Genomic DNA, 14,321 nt, shown 5'->3' on the forward strand with positions numbered 1-14,321 from the left:
ATTTATTAGAACGATATGACCCAGGAGAACTTAAACAAATGCTTCGCCAAATAATAGGAGAAGCATTTGTGTAGATACCTATGGCATAAAGCAGGGCAAGTAGGCAAAAAAAGCGTGTAATGCTCAAAAAATTAGATGCGTTTGCCCTGCCCCTAGTGTTGACCATTGTTGCTACCTACGTGCCTCGGCTTGTCCGAGGCATCCAGAAAAATCTCTGAATTGAAAACTAACTCGTTTAAACAGTTCTATTGCATTGCTTCCTAATGATGTTTTCATACCATACGGTCTAAAAAAGAACATATAAAACGAAGCCTCGCCTAATGCTTAATAATATGGTCAAATCTAAATTAGGAGTTAGGGTATCTAAGCCACTTCTAAAGCAGGCAATTGCTTGACATCCGGGTTTAAAACGCTAACCGCAGCTACTGATGGCAAGGTTAAAAAGTGCTCCGCTTCTTCCCATTCTACCTCGGCAGGAAACAAACGAAGTAAAGGAATGCTTTTGTTAAGTGCCGTACAAAAATGTAAATTAGCAGGATAAGGTCGGACGTGCTGACATCCTAAAGACAATGCTTCCATTGCCTCGGATAACGTGGCAATGCCGGGTAAATAATTAATGGAATAGATGTTCGCGGTTTGTGCGATGGCTGGTAAAAACCCTGGGCTAGTCACAAAATGTGCTCCTGCCTGGTAACACTGTTCGAGTTGTTCGGTATTGATAATATTACCTGCACCAATTCGAAGATGAGGAAAATCGCCTAATACACCACTTAAAACGGCAGGATCGGTGCTGTTGATTTCAACAACGGAATAGCCTGATTTTGAAATCGCTTGCAGCTTCTCGTACAAATGCGCATCGATATCAAGCGTTATAATAATGGATTGGTTATCAATGAGCTTATCCATCTTCATCATTCACTTACGAGTTACAGTCCTGACATCTTAGAAGACTTATCAATTGAAGGCAAGGCTAATTATCGATTTGTTAGCAATTCTAACTTGCCTCATAAACTCAACCGCAAGATCTATTAGCCAAAAATGTTTTCACAGATATTTGAAATGCTATGTGGCGTTGGAGAGCTCCATGGATGGGTATTTGTGTATTTAAAAAATACACAATAATGTTGGCATGGAATTATCTTCTAAATGCAGGTGAGGTTGGTGGCTCGAGTTGTCCATCAGCAGGTCGGGACATAGCAGTTGGCCGTGGTTGTGCGTTTGTTCTGAAGTTTTGAACTTTTTCATTTAAGCGCCCATGCTCCATTTGCAACTGATCTTTTTCTGCTTGAACTTTACTTAGGCTTGTCTTAAGAGTTTGTTCGTCTCCTAGAAATTCTTTTACAGCCGTATGGCGCTCTTGTATTAAATGGGACATACGCTGAAGATCGGGCGCATTTTTAATAAATAAACTGTGTGCCTTTTCTTTTTCTTCTAGCGACATTTCTGAAAATTCTTGATCTGGTTTTAATAAATAATATTTACCTTCACTTTTCACAAGTCGGTCAGCTAAATCTTTATTGACTACAAATTTTGCTTTATCAAATGAATATACTGGCTGGCAATGTTCATTTAATAATATTTTTTCTCCTTCAATGACTGCTTTAATATCCTTAAGTGTTTCTTCTTCTAATTGATACATATCTAATTGTCTTTTAAAGATATCAACTTCTTCTGAGGTCATTTCATTTTTGGCGTATGCCTCTCCAGCTGCCATATAAGCCTCAATTGCCTGTCTTGTTTTATGTTCAGCCTTCGTGATTTTCTCTGAAAGTTCTTGAATTTTTTGTTCTTTTCTAGCCGGGTCGCTTGTTAATTCTTTAATATCTATAGTACCAATGGTATCTTGTTCAACTTTTTCAATGTTATCTAAGTAGATTTCATGTGCTTTGACTTCACGAATTTGCTGTTCCAGTTTTTGAATTTTATTATCCACATGTGCCAGCTCTGTACGATTGTTCACTATTTGATCCACCAACGAATCATTTTTTTGAGGCTCTGAGGCATTGGCTTCAGCTTCTCGTTCCATGATTTCTTTTTCAGAGTGTAAGTGTTTTTCGAGCTGTTGTTCGATATAGCGTTCTAAAGCTTTCGCGTGTGCATCTTCTTTGGATGCAAAATAAAGAAGTAAGGCAACTGTAATACGTTGTTTGAGTCTTTCTTCTTCCTGAAATTGAAATTGATGGTATTCTTCAATTGCAGCAATTTGGGCCAACTCTTCTCCGATGTGTTCAAGCGTACTTTCACCGGCAGGAGATTTAAGAAAAGTGATTAAATCGTTAGGGCTTTGAAAACCAAATCGACTAATATCAATCTCAGACTGCTTAAACACATCCGCCAAACGTTTTGAATCCAATTGTACCTTCTGATTGTTTTTTGTATTGAATTCCATACCGGCGCTTTGGGATTGTTTTAGTGCGTCATGGTTTGTGCTTTTAGGGGGCCGAAGAGAAACTTTCGTTGCCATAGTGGTATCGTCTCGTTTGTTTAATAATTTAATTATATGCGCAAAAATGGAACCGCACAACTAAGGGGCTTACCAGCACTGGTCCACGGTACCTGTTGGCGTTCCCCCAGGACCTGTTGTTATCCCTTTCACACCTAAATGATTTAAGGTTAAAGACTGACATAAGGTATCGTATGTTGCTTGGGTGCCAGTAGGTGTTGCTTTTAGCGAAAACGTCGTGGCGGTAGCGCTTGGAATACTCAAAATATACCAACCTTCTGGGCTTGTTGCGCTTGAACGCACATCGGTTGCAGCGCCCGTTCCAATTGTCGCGGTTTGATACGTATGATGCTCGGAGTAATAGCGCTCCATACGACTGGCTAAATCTAATAATGCTGATTGCCCATCGGCTCGGTGAGCGCGATTGATGTACTCACGATAGCTTGGGTAAGCAAAACTCACAAGGATACCCACAACAATCATAACCACCAATAGTTCAATAAGCGAAAACCCTAGTTTCAAAATAAATCCTTATGCTTCTCAATAAGTTAGCACCATTTGCCAATTATGTGAATTGATTTTTCAGTCCCTTATTAACATTTGCAAAAAAGCTTTTTAAGTGGGACTTATTTCTAATTTTAGTTGTTATTTAATTAATTATAGTGTTAAAACACGCGACATGCTCTATGTTAATTATAATGTGAATTCGATATCAGAAAAATCCAAATTTTGCTGCTATCGAATAGGGTTATTTTTAATGGATCCCGTACAAAAAGCTTTGCTTTTTTACGGGATAATGTTCGTTTAGTGCCAGATAAAGTCATAAATGACTTTTCTGGCGAACTCTCGTTAATTACAGCAATCGCTATCGTGAATAAGTACGCTATGCTAAAATGAGTCGAAAATATACAAGGCATTTTAAGATGACATCATATTGTGGATATATTGCATTAGTTGGGCGTCCTAACGTTGGAAAATCGACGCTCCTAAATCATATTTTAGAGCAGAAACTTAGTATTACTTCTAGAAAACCTCAAACGACACGACACAGCATTCTTGGAATACGTACCGAGGGTGATTATCAATTTATTTATGTGGATACGCCAGGTATTCATCAAGGTCAAAAGAAAACCATTAACCGCATGATGAATAAAACAGCCATTAGCGTGTTAAGAGATGTGGATGCGATTGTATTTTTAATTGATGGATTGCAGTGGAAAGATGAGGACGAATACGTTCTTAATTTAATTAAACAAACCAACGTTCCTTGCTTTTTAGCCGTCAATAAAGTGGATAAAATTTCTGAAAAGGACCGCCTCTTACCCTGGATTAAATCACTAAGTGATCGCCATGACTTCAAAGCCATTATCCCACTTTCAGCGAAAACGGGTGTAGGGGTTGAAAACCTACAAGAACAGTTAAAACAGGTATTACCGGAAGGTCCTCACCTTTTTGCTGAAGACCAATACACCGATCGTTCCGTGAAGTTCTTATGTGCGGAACTTATTCGTGAGAAAATATTTCGATTATGCGGTCAAGAATTACCTTATTCAACCACGGTAGATATTGAGTCATTTAAAGAAGAAGATGGGCTCGTGCGTATTCATGCCTTGATATTAGTGGATAAGCCTAATCATAAGCGCATGATTATTGGAGATAAAGGCAGTAAACTTAAAGAAATCGCCACTTCAGCTCGTCTAGATATGGAACGTATGTTGGATAAAAAAGTATTCCTGCAATGCTGGTGTAAAGTAAAATCTGGCTGGCTGGATGATGAGCGCTTATTGAAGCATTTAGGTTATGACCATTGATGCCTTTGAAGCATGGGTTTTACATAAACGCTGGTCTGGTGATACCAGTGCCCAGGTTATTTTTTTAACCAAAGAACAAGGTGTCTTCACGGGGTTGTATAAGGGAGCGCGATCAAAATCAAAGCAAGCTTTATTACAACCTTTTACACCAGTATGGTTAGCGATAAATCGGCGTGGAAATAGGCATTACGTCCAGCAGCTAGAAATGAGAGCGCCTTCACTATGTTTCACAGGCAACGCGTTATTTTCAGCGTTGTACCTCAATGAGCTGGTGTCTTATATATTGCAACCGAATGATACTCATCCTATGGTGTATGATGCGTATGAATCGGCTTTGTATTCATTAACGGAAGTCGTTTATCGCGAAGACCTTGAGGTGGTTTTAAGACAGTTTGAACAACGGTTGTTAAAACAATGTGGTTATCAGATTATACTAACTCATGACGTAAATGCGCATTCGATTGTAGCCGATAAACAGTATCAATTCATTCCAGGCGAAGGGTTTCAAATGGCATCAAACGGTTTTTGGGGCGAGCATCTTCTCGCTTTTGCTGAGAATCGCCTTGAGCACCCTGAAACAAGGAAGACTGCGAAAAGGATTATGCGCCAAGCTATTGATTATGCGTTGGAAGGGCGAACATTAAAATCCCGCGCTTTATTTCGATGATTGAGGTTAAAGTTAAGTTAGGTAGAAATAAAAAATGAAGAAAGAAATACTCTTAGGTGTCAATATTGATCATATCGCAACCTTACGTCAGGCACGCGGGACACGCTATCCTGATCCAGTGCAAGCCGCCATCGAAGCTGAAGAAGCGGGAGCTGATGGGATCACGTTGCACATGCGAGAGGATTTACGCCATATCCAACCTCGCGATGTCAAACTCATTAAAGAAGTGTTGCAAACTCGTATGAACTTTGAAATGGCCGTGACTGATGCGATGTTGGCGTTTGCAGAAGAAATACAACCAGAGCACTGCTGTTTTGTACCCGAAAAACGTGAAGAGTTAACCACAGAGGGTGGATTGGATGTGGCGGCTAACTATAAACACGTCTTAGAAGGGATAAAGCGCATGCAAGGTATTGGCTCAGAGGTTTCTCTATTTATTGACCCAGAAATAAAGCAAATCGATGCTGCGGCAGAAAGTGGGGCAGAAGCCATTGAGCTTCACACCGGATGTTACGCAGATGCTACTACCGAGTCTCAAAGACTACAAGAATTAGATAGGATTAGACAAGCAGCAGAATATGCTGCTAAGCTCAATTTAATTGTCAATGCAGGACATGGCTTGCATTATCATAATGTTAAGTCAATCGCGAGTATTCAAGTGTTACATGAACTTAACATTGGCCACGCAATTGTGGCTCGGGCTTTATTTTGCGGGTTGAAGCAGGCCGTTAGAGAAATGCGTCAGTTAATGCTTGAAGCAAGAGTGTAAGATAAACCGCCTTTATAACAGCGAGCTTGGAAGATGAAAGAATCCATTGTTATTCGAATAACTGGTGACTCAGGGGATGGGGTGCAGTTAGTGGGCGAACAATTAACGATAACGGCAGCTTTGGCAGGACATGATGTCCGCACATTGCCTGATTTTCCTGCTGAAATACGAGCACCTGCGGGTACAGTTGCTGGAGTATCAGGGTTTCAACTCGCGATGGCAGAGCAAGCAATATTTACAGCAGGAGAATCTTTAGACGTACTGGTAGCATTAAATCCTGCCGCGCTAAAAAACTCACTGGAATTTCTCAATCAGGGTGGCTTATTAATTATTAATGAGGATAGCCTTGGTCCTAAAGATTGGGAAAAAGCAGGACTTAGTGAATCCTATTTAAAAAAGGTCCAGGAACACTACCAGATTTTAAGCATTCCTTTAATTAGCAACACACTCAAAGCAGTAGAAGGCTTAGACTTGGGTCTTACTCAAGCAAAAAAGGCAAAAAATTTCTACGTGCTTGGAGTGGTTTTATGGTTGTTTGATCTGACACCCGAGCACTGTTCATTATTTATCAAAAAGAAATTTAAAAAAGATCCTCTAATCGCTAAAGCCAATGAAAAAACGCTGATGGCTGGTTATAACTATGCACTAACCCTTGAGTTAAGTCGTCAAGCGTATATGTTAGGTCATATTGAACGAAAACCTGGAGAATATCGCCAAATAACAGGCGTTGAGGCGGTTTCTTTAGCAGTGGCAACCCTAGCAACGTATACTCAAACGCCATTTTTAGTATCGGGTTATCCGATTACTCCAGCTTCAGCAATTCTTCATGAATGCGTCAAATTGCAAGATTTCGGCGTGCAGCTTTTTCAAGCTGAAGATGAGATAGCAGCCATTTGCGCTTGCATAGGTGCGTCTTTTGGGGGATCTTTGGCGTTAACCTGCACTTCAGGGCCTGGGTTGGATTTAAAAAGTGAGAGCCTTGGATTAGCCGTTGTGACGGAATTGCCACTGGTACTCATAGATGTTCAACGTGCAGGTGCTTCAACCGGACTGCCTACCAAAACGGAGCAATCTGATCTTCGCCAAGCTTTATACGGACGCCACGGAGAAGCGCCGCTTCCTGTTTTAGCGGCTGTTTCGCCTTCGGATTGTTTTTTTACGATTCTTGAAGCATTTTGTATCGCTACCAAATATATGACGCCGGTAATTGTATTAATGGATGCTTATTTAGCGAATGCTGCAGAACCTTGGGAAATACCAGGTGTCTCCTCATTAGACTTGCCTAATCTATCATTTAATCGCTCACCGAAGCCATATCAGCGTGATGAGGTGTTAAGCCGCAGTTGGAATAAGCCTGGAACGCCTGGATTTATACATCAATTAGGTGGGTTGGAAAAACAAGGTGAGCAGGGTCGTGTGAGTTATGATGCGGATAATCATCAGGCTATGGTAAATCTTAGAGCCGAAAAAATTGCAGGCATTGCTCGAGAATATCCAAGCACGGTGTTAGAGGGTGAGCTTGATGCAGATATTTTACTTATTGGGTGGGGTAGCACCTATGGCAGTTTAAAAACGGCTGTTTCAGTGTGTGCTCAGGACGGCTTGGCCGTGGCCCATCTTCAATTGCGGCATTTAAATCCACTGCCAAACGATTTAGCCGAACTCTTAACTCGATATAAGCTTATATTAGTGGCTGAACTCAATACAGGTCATCTTTGCGAGATACTGCGAGGGCGTTATCTTGTGGATGCCAAAGCTATCAATCAATGTAATGGCCAACCCTTTGCGGCTAGCTATTTGGTTCAACAAATCAAACAAGCTTCTCAGTTCATTGCAGGTGAATGTTATGAATAATGTCCCTCTAACTCGTAAAGATTTCACCAATGACAATGACGTTCGTTGGTGTCCTGGCTGTGGTGATTACGCAATACTGGCTGCTTTACAAAAAGTGTTACCCGAAATGGGGCTTCCACCTGAAAAACATGTGTTTGTTTCTGGAATCGGTTGTGCTGGACGTTTGCCGTATTATATGAATACGTATGGCTTACATACCATTCACGGGCGTGCAACGGCTGTGGCAACGGGCTTAAAAGCCATGCATGACGACTTATGCGTCTGGGTTATAACTGGGGATGGCGATGCCTTAAGTATTGGTGGAAATCATTTAATTCACTGTTTACGGCGCAATGTAGATCTGAATATTTTGCTGATTAATAATCAGGTCTATGGTTTAACCAAAGGGCAGTTTTCTCCTACTTCACGCTCTGGCCAGATAACCAAAACTTCTCCACAAGGAGTCAATAGTCAACCGATGAATCCTATCGCACTGGCTTTGTCTGCTGGTGCAACTTTCGTTGCGCGGGCGGTGGATAAAGATCCAAAACAATTGGGAGAAATTTTAAAATTGGCAGCGGATCATAAAGGAATTTCCTTTGTGGAAATTTATCAGGATTGCCATATCTTCAATCATGGTGCATTTGATGCATTTACCCAAAAAGCGCATCGTAGCGAACACACCATTGAACTTAAATCAGGGGAGCCGTTGTATTTTGGCAGTGAACAGGAGTGGATTTTGGAGTTCAATCAGGGACAGTGGCAAAAAAGAGATCATAAAAACGCAAATGGATATTGCCATAACTCGGCTGATTTCATTGCAGCTATGCGATTGGCACAATTATCGTTTCCTGATTTCCCTGTTCCACTAGGTGTATATTATCAAGCAGATCGTGAGGTATTTTCCTTCAAATCCAAGATGAATAAAAAGGTCCAGGATTTGCAGGCACTTTATCGGACGAAAGCAAGCTGGAGGCAAGATTAATTTTTGAGCCGACATTCCGTACCTGCGTCTTTTTTTCTAAAAATACTATGATGCGGAATGTCGGCTTGAGTGCTCGGTCTAGTTAAACCAATAAAAAATCCGACCTAGGCCGGATTTTTTACAAGTAAAGGTTCTTATTCGCGACCTGAAAAAGCAGCGAGTAAGTTCAGTAAGCTTAGGAATAAGTTGTAAATGGATACAAATAAGGTCACTGTGGCTGAAATATAATTTCTTTCTCCGCCATGAATAATTTCACTGGTTTGAAAGAGAATTAATCCAGAAGAAATTAATACAAACGCAGCGGATATAACAAGTTGTAATGCAGGCATGTTAAAGAACAAACTGGCTAAAATCGCAAGAAAGACCACCATCATTGCAACGAATAAAAACCCGCCTAAATAACTGAAATCTTTGCGAGTGGTGAGCGCATAGCCAGACAAAGCAAAGAAAATAACACCAGTACCCCCTAATGCAGTTGCAATAAGTTGCGGGCCGTTTGAGAAGGCGGCGATGTATGCATTTAATACTGGACCTAGTGTGTATCCTAAAAAGCCAGTGAAAGCAAATACGCTTAATAAGCCCATGGGACTATTGCGCAAAGCGTGGGTTAAAAACATTAATCCATATGCTCCAACAATCATTAATAAAGGATTGATGGGCTTAGCATTCATGGCAAAAGATAAAAATGCTGTAAATGCGCTAAACATAAACGTCATACCAAGCAATAAATAGGTATTTCGTAATACTTTATTAGTCGCTAAAGCAGACTCCGTTCGGCGACTTAATACGGACACGTCATTTCGATTCATTTGAAACTCCAGATTATTTATAGTTTATTGTAGCATAAATGGGGACATTCCATTGGCATTTCAAGTCTAAAGGGTTGTATTCTTGCTGGCAAGTCTCAACCCTTGATTCGTAGGCCATTTGAGGCAAAAAAACGTGAGCAACTGAAACCCCCCTTGCACCATATGATTTTGTTCTAAATCATAGTTCATAATAAGCTGATCGGCTAGGAAAAAGACGAACCAAAATGTCATGCTCAGTAAGAACGCACGGTCGGCTTTTTTATGCCAGATTTCTTTGGATTTAAAAAGTGACATAGAAGTTTGCAGAAAGAGAAAGGCGATTAAGCTGCTCCAGGCAATAATCCCTGCATATAATATTGGGGGTAGCCAGTTTGGAACAGAATACATTTTTAAAGAGTTTACAAGAAAAGGATAATTTAAATCAGGAGCCCAAGCTTCAGTTAACCAATCTATGTGGCTCAGAAATCCTGCAATATCCGTCAAAGCAGCAATAAGCCACCAGAAAGCCCAAAAAATAATAATGATTTTTTTTAAAGGTTCCATTTTATAAGGTCTTATCAATAATGATCTTTTTTAGCTCATCATCTATTAAGCAATACACAGTAATGATAAAGTCTTCTAATGTCAAAGCCTTACGCCTTGTAATTTCTGTTTTTCGCGAATCAAAATTACAGCAAAGCGGCTACTAATTCAAAACCCGGGCATGGGCACGGGCACGTTCACGGACATGTAGGGTTCAGTAAAAGTCGAACATCGCGTATAAAGTTTATTAAGAAATGTTAGGATTAATTTATGAGTCATGTCGCTGTCATACAAATGGTATCATCCTCTGATGTGGATAAGAACTTAAAAGAGTTAGGAGGTTTGTTTGCGAATGCACATGAACTAGGTGCTGAGCTCTTGGTTTTACCTGAAAATTTTGCTTTTATGGGGTTAAAAGAGCGAGATAAATTTGCAGTCGCTGAGGATTATGGGCAAGGTGTGATCCAAAATACAATCAGTGAGCTAGCGAGTCAGTATGGAATTTGGGTTGTTGCAGGAACTATACCGCTTAAGAGTGACACGAACCGTCTTAAATCCGCTTGTTTAGTTTATGACGCAGAAGGGACCGTTGCTGCCCGCTACGATAAGATTCATTTGTTTGATGTTCAAGTTTCTGAGCAGGAGTCCCATAAAGAATCCACCACCATTGAACCTGGAGAGCAAGCGGTGGTAGTGGATACCCCCGTTGGAAAAATTGGCCTGAGCGTATGTTACGACTTGCGCTTTCCTGAATTATTTCAGCTATTATTAAATAAAGGTGCGCAAATTTTTGCCGTACCGTCTGCTTTTACTGCTGTAACCGGTAAAGCCCATTGGGAAGTATTGTTAAGAGCGCGAGCGATTGAAAATTTATCTTATGTCTTAGCGGCCAATCAAGGTGGTTTGCATGATAATGGTCGAAAAACTTATGGACATAGTATGATTGTAGAACCCTGGGGAGAAGTAATAGGTATTCACGAACAAGGACAGGGCATGGTTGTATCTAAGATCGATCTCGAACGTATGCATCAACTTCGCAAACAATTTCCCTGTAATGATCACCACAAATTAAAAAGGTAAGGGTATGAATGAAAATGCGTTATCCATAGCCAAAGATATAATATTAAAGCCCGCTTCTTTAGATGAGTCAGGAATTGAAAAACTCTTAAAGATTTTAAAAGCAAAACGTGTTGATGATGCGGATTTATATTTTCAAAGCTGTAGTTATGAATCCTGGTATTTAGAAGATTCTGAAGTTAAGAGCGGCAGTTATTCTATTGATCGAGGAGTAGGTATTCGGGCTGTGAGTGGTGAGAAAACAGGATTTGCTTATTGCGATGACATTATTATGCCTGCCATGGAGCGCGCAGCAGATGCAGCACGTTCTATTGCCTTTGGTGGTACAGCGTCCACACCGGCAATTCAAATACCAACATCACCTATAGTGCGTTATGGCAGTTTAAACCCAATTGATACGCTGACTAAATACGAAAAAATCGCTTTATTAGAAATGATTGATAAAGAAGCCCGACGTTTAGATCCTAGAGTAATTCAGGTAAACGCTTCGTTAAGTGGTGCATATGAAGTAATTATGGTGGCAGGGCTCCACGGCCAAATGATAGCGGATGTTAGACCGCTCGTTAGTATTCATGTGAGTGTCATTGTTGAAGAAAATGGTCGCCGTGAGTCAGGCCGCTCTGGGGGAGGGGGCCGTGTAGGATTTTCTTATTTTACTGAAGAAGAACGAGCGCTTGGCTATGCTCGGGAGGCAGTGAGAGAAGCATTGATCAATCTGCAAGCAGAAGAAGCTCCAGCAGGTTTAATGCCAGTCATTCTTGGCCCGGGTTGGCCCGGAGTATTATTGCATGAAGCCGTTGGTCATGGTTTAGAAGGTGATTTTAATCGCAAAGGGCTTTCTGCCTTTTCTAATCGCTTAGGCGAACAAGTGGCTGCGAAAGGTGTAACGGTAGTTGATAATGGTACACTTGAAAATCGTCGCGGTTCATTAACCATTGATGATGAAGGAACCCCTTCGCAATGCACCACGCTTATTGAAGATGGCAAGCTCGTTAATTATATGCAAGATAAACTGAATGCAAAATTAATGGGAATGAAATCCACAGGGAATTGTCGTCGTGAATCATATGCACATATTCCTATGCCAAGAATGACTAATACGTATATGCTGGCAGGTCAGCATGATCCACAAGAGATCCTTCAGTCTGTAAAAAAGGGTTTGTATGCGGTCAATTTCGCAGGTGGTCAGGTGGATATTACTTCCGGACAATTTGTGTTTTCAGCTAGTGAAGCCTATCTCATTGAGGACGGCAAAGTTACCCGACCAGTTAAGGGGGCGACACTTATCGGCAATGGCCCAGATGTCATGAAAAAAATCAGTATGATAGGAAATGATTTGAAATTGGATTTAGGAATCGGCGTATGTGGAAAAGAAGGTCAGTCAGTACCCGTAGGCGTTGGGCAACCCACATTGAAAATTGATGCTCTAACGGTGGGAGGAACCCAATAGTATATACCCGTTCCACCTTCAGGTAGAATGGGTATAAAAACGAGATGAGTGCTTTGAAATACAAAAGGCTATTACGGTTTACAGGTTGGTTTTTTTTAGCAAATGCCTTTCTTTTTTGGTTGGTTGGATTTGGTTTTTTAAAGTCTATTTTATTACATGATACGCTTTTTAAAACCATGATTGCTGACTTCTCCAGCGTCCTTGGTAAAAGCGTTGTTCTTGGCTTTACCTTAATTAATTATCTAAGTTACATGATGTTGCTGGCCTTTATCCCAGCATTGTTTGTGATAGCTTTCATCCTCTTGATTCCTAATCGGCGGTTTATCATAACCACGAGTACCGTGGTCGCTACACTTTCTATCCTACTTCTACTGATTGACAGTCAAATTTACTCCATGTTCAAGTTCCATCTTAATGGCACGCTCATCCATTTTATTTTAGCTTCTGATTGGAGAGGATTATTTGGTTTTTCAGAAAGTGAGATTTGGGTTTTTTCCTGGTTAACGGGTTTGATATTAATTTTTGAGTATGGTTTAGCACAGCTAATTTGGCATCAGCTTATCCTGCCTGAACGTTTTCAAATAGGTAAACTTATCATATGGATCTGGTTTGGGGGCATTTGTGTGAGTTATTTCACCTTAACCTTATCCATTACACAGTATAACAATATCTTCAGTCAACAAATTCCAAACTTACCTTTATACAGCAAGCTATATGCTTACGTTTTTCCTTCACCCAATAGTGAGAGAATGATTTATAACTGGAGCGAGCAATTTTTTGTGCAACCTCCGTTTTCCAATGATCCATTAAATTATCCCTTAGCGCCGTTGCGCTGCCAAAAGCCAAAGAGCCCAACGAATATCATTTTGATTATGGTTGATGCGCTTCGTTTTGATGTGGTCAATCAGCGGGTGATGCCTCATTTGAGTCAATTTGCTGAAGAAAGCTGGCAATTTCAAAATCATTTAAGTGGTGGGAATTCAACCCAAGCAGGACTTTTTTCATTATTTTATAGTTTACCAAGCAATTATTGGACTGCGGCTAAGAACGAGAAGAAAGCGCCGGTATTGATGGAGATACTCAGGGAAAATAACTATGTAATCAAAGTGATCTGGAGCGTATCTATTACGCCTCCTGCATTTGATAAAACGCTTTATCTTAAGATAAAGAATCTAAATGTTCATGGAACAGCGGGACGAGATACAGCTGAAAAGGACAGAAATACAACCAATGAAGCACTTCAATTTCTAAGAGAGACGAACGTTAAGCAACCTATTTTTATGCATGTTTTTTACGATGCTACGCACAATTACTGTCGACCGCAAAGCTATTCGAAACCGTTTCAGCCAGCGAAAGAAAATTGCTTAAGGTTCGGCTTTTCAGATGAATTGGAACCTTTACCCTATTTTAATCGTTATCTTAATGCCGCTCATTTTGTTGATACAGAGATTCATCGCTTATTGGTGCATTTAAAAGAGAAGGGCTATTATGAAAATAGTATCATTATTATTACCTCCGACCATGGAGAGGAGTTTAATGATAATAAACAAAATTATTGGGGGCATAGTGGCAATTATACTCAAACACAGGTCCATATCCCGATGATCATTCATTGGCCTAACACAACCCCTCTGCGATTTACTTATAGAACCAGTGGGTATGATGTGGTTCCGACCTTATTGCAAGGTCTTTTTTCTTGCGAAAATCCCATTTCTGATTATAGTATTGGTCAACATTTGTTAAATAAAAATAATCGCCCCCCATTTTTATTAGCGGGAAGTTATGTCAACATGGGGATTATTGAACCTGATCGATTAACCACACTCGAAGCCTCGGGACAAATTAAAATTGCAAAACCTAATGCAGAGGTTGATGAACAAGCCGTACCTAGGATGAAGATTATTCATCAAGTATTAGAATTGATGCGCGCTTATTACAAGAAATAGACGTTTCAG

13 protein-coding genes are annotated in these 14,321 nt (G+C 40.5%); 8 read left to right on the top strand and 5 right to left on the bottom strand.

What is annotated here, in order from left to right; genetic code table 11:
- Positions 1-363: 363 nt before the first annotated feature.
- From E1O41_RS10460 to E1O41_RS10470, 3 genes are all read right to left on the bottom strand, one after another.
- Entirely contained in the window at positions 364-912 is a 549-nt protein-coding gene (locus tag E1O41_RS10460; RefSeq protein WP_131777320.1) for a bifunctional 4-hydroxy-2-oxoglutarate aldolase/2-dehydro-3-deoxy-phosphogluconate aldolase, read from the bottom strand.
- A 223-nt stretch (positions 913-1,135) separates the two neighbouring features.
- On the bottom strand, positions 1,136-2,464 hold the full coding sequence (locus tag E1O41_RS10465) for a hypothetical protein (protein ID WP_131777284.1): 1,329 nt from the start codon (positions 2,462-2,464) through the stop codon (positions 1,136-1,138).
- A gap of 69 nt (positions 2,465-2,533) precedes the next feature.
- Positions 2,534-2,965 carry a type IV pilin protein gene (locus E1O41_RS10470; RefSeq protein ID WP_131777285.1) on the bottom strand — a complete coding sequence of 144 codons (432 nt, stop codon included), beginning with the start codon at positions 2,963-2,965 and terminating at the stop codon, positions 2,534-2,536.
- Positions 2,966-3,366: 401 nt separating this feature from the next.
- Between E1O41_RS10470 and era the strand changes: the two genes are divergently transcribed.
- Genes era through E1O41_RS10495 form a run of 5 tightly spaced genes read left to right on the top strand, consistent with a single transcriptional unit; the run spans position 3,367 to position 8,508 of the window.
- The gene (gene era, locus E1O41_RS10475; RefSeq protein WP_131777286.1) at positions 3,367-4,254 is read left to right on the top strand and encodes a GTPase Era; all 888 of its coding nucleotides are present in this window, start codon (positions 3,367-3,369) and stop codon (positions 4,252-4,254) included.
- Positions 4,244-4,921: a DNA repair protein RecO gene (recO, locus tag E1O41_RS10480; RefSeq protein ID WP_131777287.1), complete on the top strand. Its 678-nt coding sequence runs from the start codon at positions 4,244-4,246 to the stop codon at positions 4,919-4,921. The genes era and recO overlap by 11 nt, the downstream gene beginning before the upstream one ends.
- A gap of 34 nt (positions 4,922-4,955) precedes the next feature.
- A complete protein-coding gene (gene pdxJ, locus E1O41_RS10485) occupies positions 4,956-5,690 on the top strand; it encodes a pyridoxine 5'-phosphate synthase (RefSeq protein WP_131777288.1) in 735 nt (244 codons plus the stop codon).
- A 33-nt stretch (positions 5,691-5,723) separates the two neighbouring features.
- On the top strand, positions 5,724-7,544 hold the full coding sequence (locus E1O41_RS10490) for a 2-oxoacid:acceptor oxidoreductase subunit alpha (protein ID WP_131777289.1): 1,821 nt from the start codon (positions 5,724-5,726) through the stop codon (positions 7,542-7,544).
- Complete coding sequence (locus E1O41_RS10495; protein WP_131777290.1) at positions 7,537-8,508, top strand: 2-oxoacid:ferredoxin oxidoreductase subunit beta; 972 nt, start codon at positions 7,537-7,539, stop codon at positions 8,506-8,508. The genes E1O41_RS10490 and E1O41_RS10495 overlap by 8 nt, the downstream gene beginning before the upstream one ends.
- A 134-nt stretch (positions 8,509-8,642) precedes the next feature.
- On the opposite strand, the gene E1O41_RS10500 is transcribed toward E1O41_RS10495, so the two are convergent.
- Positions 8,643-9,317: a Bax inhibitor-1/YccA family protein gene (locus E1O41_RS10500; protein WP_131777291.1), complete on the bottom strand. Its 675-nt coding sequence runs from the start codon at positions 9,315-9,317 to the stop codon at positions 8,643-8,645.
- Between the two features lie 66 nt (positions 9,318-9,383).
- Positions 9,384-9,860 carry a hypothetical protein gene (locus E1O41_RS10505; RefSeq protein WP_131777292.1) on the bottom strand — a complete coding sequence of 159 codons (477 nt, stop codon included), beginning with the start codon at positions 9,858-9,860 and terminating at the stop codon, positions 9,384-9,386.
- Between the two features lie 249 nt (positions 9,861-10,109).
- On the opposite strand from E1O41_RS10505, the gene E1O41_RS10510 reads away from it, so the two are divergent.
- Genes E1O41_RS10510 through E1O41_RS10520 form a run of 3 tightly spaced genes read left to right on the top strand, consistent with a single transcriptional unit; the run spans position 10,110 to position 14,312 of the window.
- Positions 10,110-10,919 (top strand): carbon-nitrogen hydrolase family protein, encoded by an 810-nt coding sequence (locus tag E1O41_RS10510; protein WP_131777293.1) that lies wholly within the window; start codon positions 10,110-10,112, stop codon positions 10,917-10,919.
- 4 nt (positions 10,920-10,923) lie between these two features.
- Positions 10,924-12,366 (top strand): metalloprotease TldD, encoded by a 1,443-nt coding sequence (tldD, locus tag E1O41_RS10515; protein WP_131777294.1) that lies wholly within the window; start codon positions 10,924-10,926, stop codon positions 12,364-12,366.
- Positions 12,367-12,410: 44 nt separating this feature from the next.
- Positions 12,411-14,312, top strand: coding sequence for a DUF3413 domain-containing protein (locus E1O41_RS10520; protein ID WP_131777295.1), 1,902 nt, complete (start codon positions 12,411-12,413; stop codon positions 14,310-14,312).
- Positions 14,313-14,321: the final 9 nt, after the last annotated feature.

This window comes from Legionella impletisoli (genome assembly GCF_900639875.1).
Classification (GTDB): Bacteria; Pseudomonadota; Gammaproteobacteria; order Legionellales; family Legionellaceae; genus Legionella_A; species Legionella_A impletisoli.

What these genes read in the sequence shown, in the direction of transcription:
- E1O41_RS10520 (WP_131777295.1), top strand. Translation starts at nt 12,411, where the DNA reads ATGAGTGCTTTGAAATACAAAAGGCTATTACGGTTTACAGGTTGGTTT.
- E1O41_RS10460 (WP_131777320.1), bottom strand. Translation starts at nt 912, where the DNA reads ATGAAGATGGATAAGCTCATTGATAACCAATCCATTATTATAACGCTT.
- E1O41_RS10505 (WP_131777292.1), bottom strand. Translation starts at nt 9,860, where the DNA reads ATGGAACCTTTAAAAAAAATCATTATTATTTTTTGGGCTTTCTGGTGG.
- E1O41_RS10495 (WP_131777290.1), top strand. Translation starts at nt 7,537, where the DNA reads ATGAATAATGTCCCTCTAACTCGTAAAGATTTCACCAATGACAATGAC.
- pdxJ (WP_131777288.1), top strand. Translation starts at nt 4,956, where the DNA reads ATGAAGAAAGAAATACTCTTAGGTGTCAATATTGATCATATCGCAACC.
- E1O41_RS10490 (WP_131777289.1), top strand. Translation starts at nt 5,724, where the DNA reads ATGAAAGAATCCATTGTTATTCGAATAACTGGTGACTCAGGGGATGGG.
- E1O41_RS10465 (WP_131777284.1), bottom strand. Translation starts at nt 2,464, where the DNA reads ATGGCAACGAAAGTTTCTCTTCGGCCCCCTAAAAGCACAAACCATGAC.
- recO (WP_131777287.1), top strand. Translation starts at nt 4,244, where the DNA reads ATGACCATTGATGCCTTTGAAGCATGGGTTTTACATAAACGCTGGTCT.
- tldD (WP_131777294.1), top strand. Translation starts at nt 10,924, where the DNA reads ATGAATGAAAATGCGTTATCCATAGCCAAAGATATAATATTAAAGCCC.
- E1O41_RS10500 (WP_131777291.1), bottom strand. Translation starts at nt 9,317, where the DNA reads ATGAATCGAAATGACGTGTCCGTATTAAGTCGCCGAACGGAGTCTGCT.
- E1O41_RS10510 (WP_131777293.1), top strand. Translation starts at nt 10,110, where the DNA reads ATGAGTCATGTCGCTGTCATACAAATGGTATCATCCTCTGATGTGGAT.
- era (WP_131777286.1), top strand. Translation starts at nt 3,367, where the DNA reads ATGACATCATATTGTGGATATATTGCATTAGTTGGGCGTCCTAACGTT.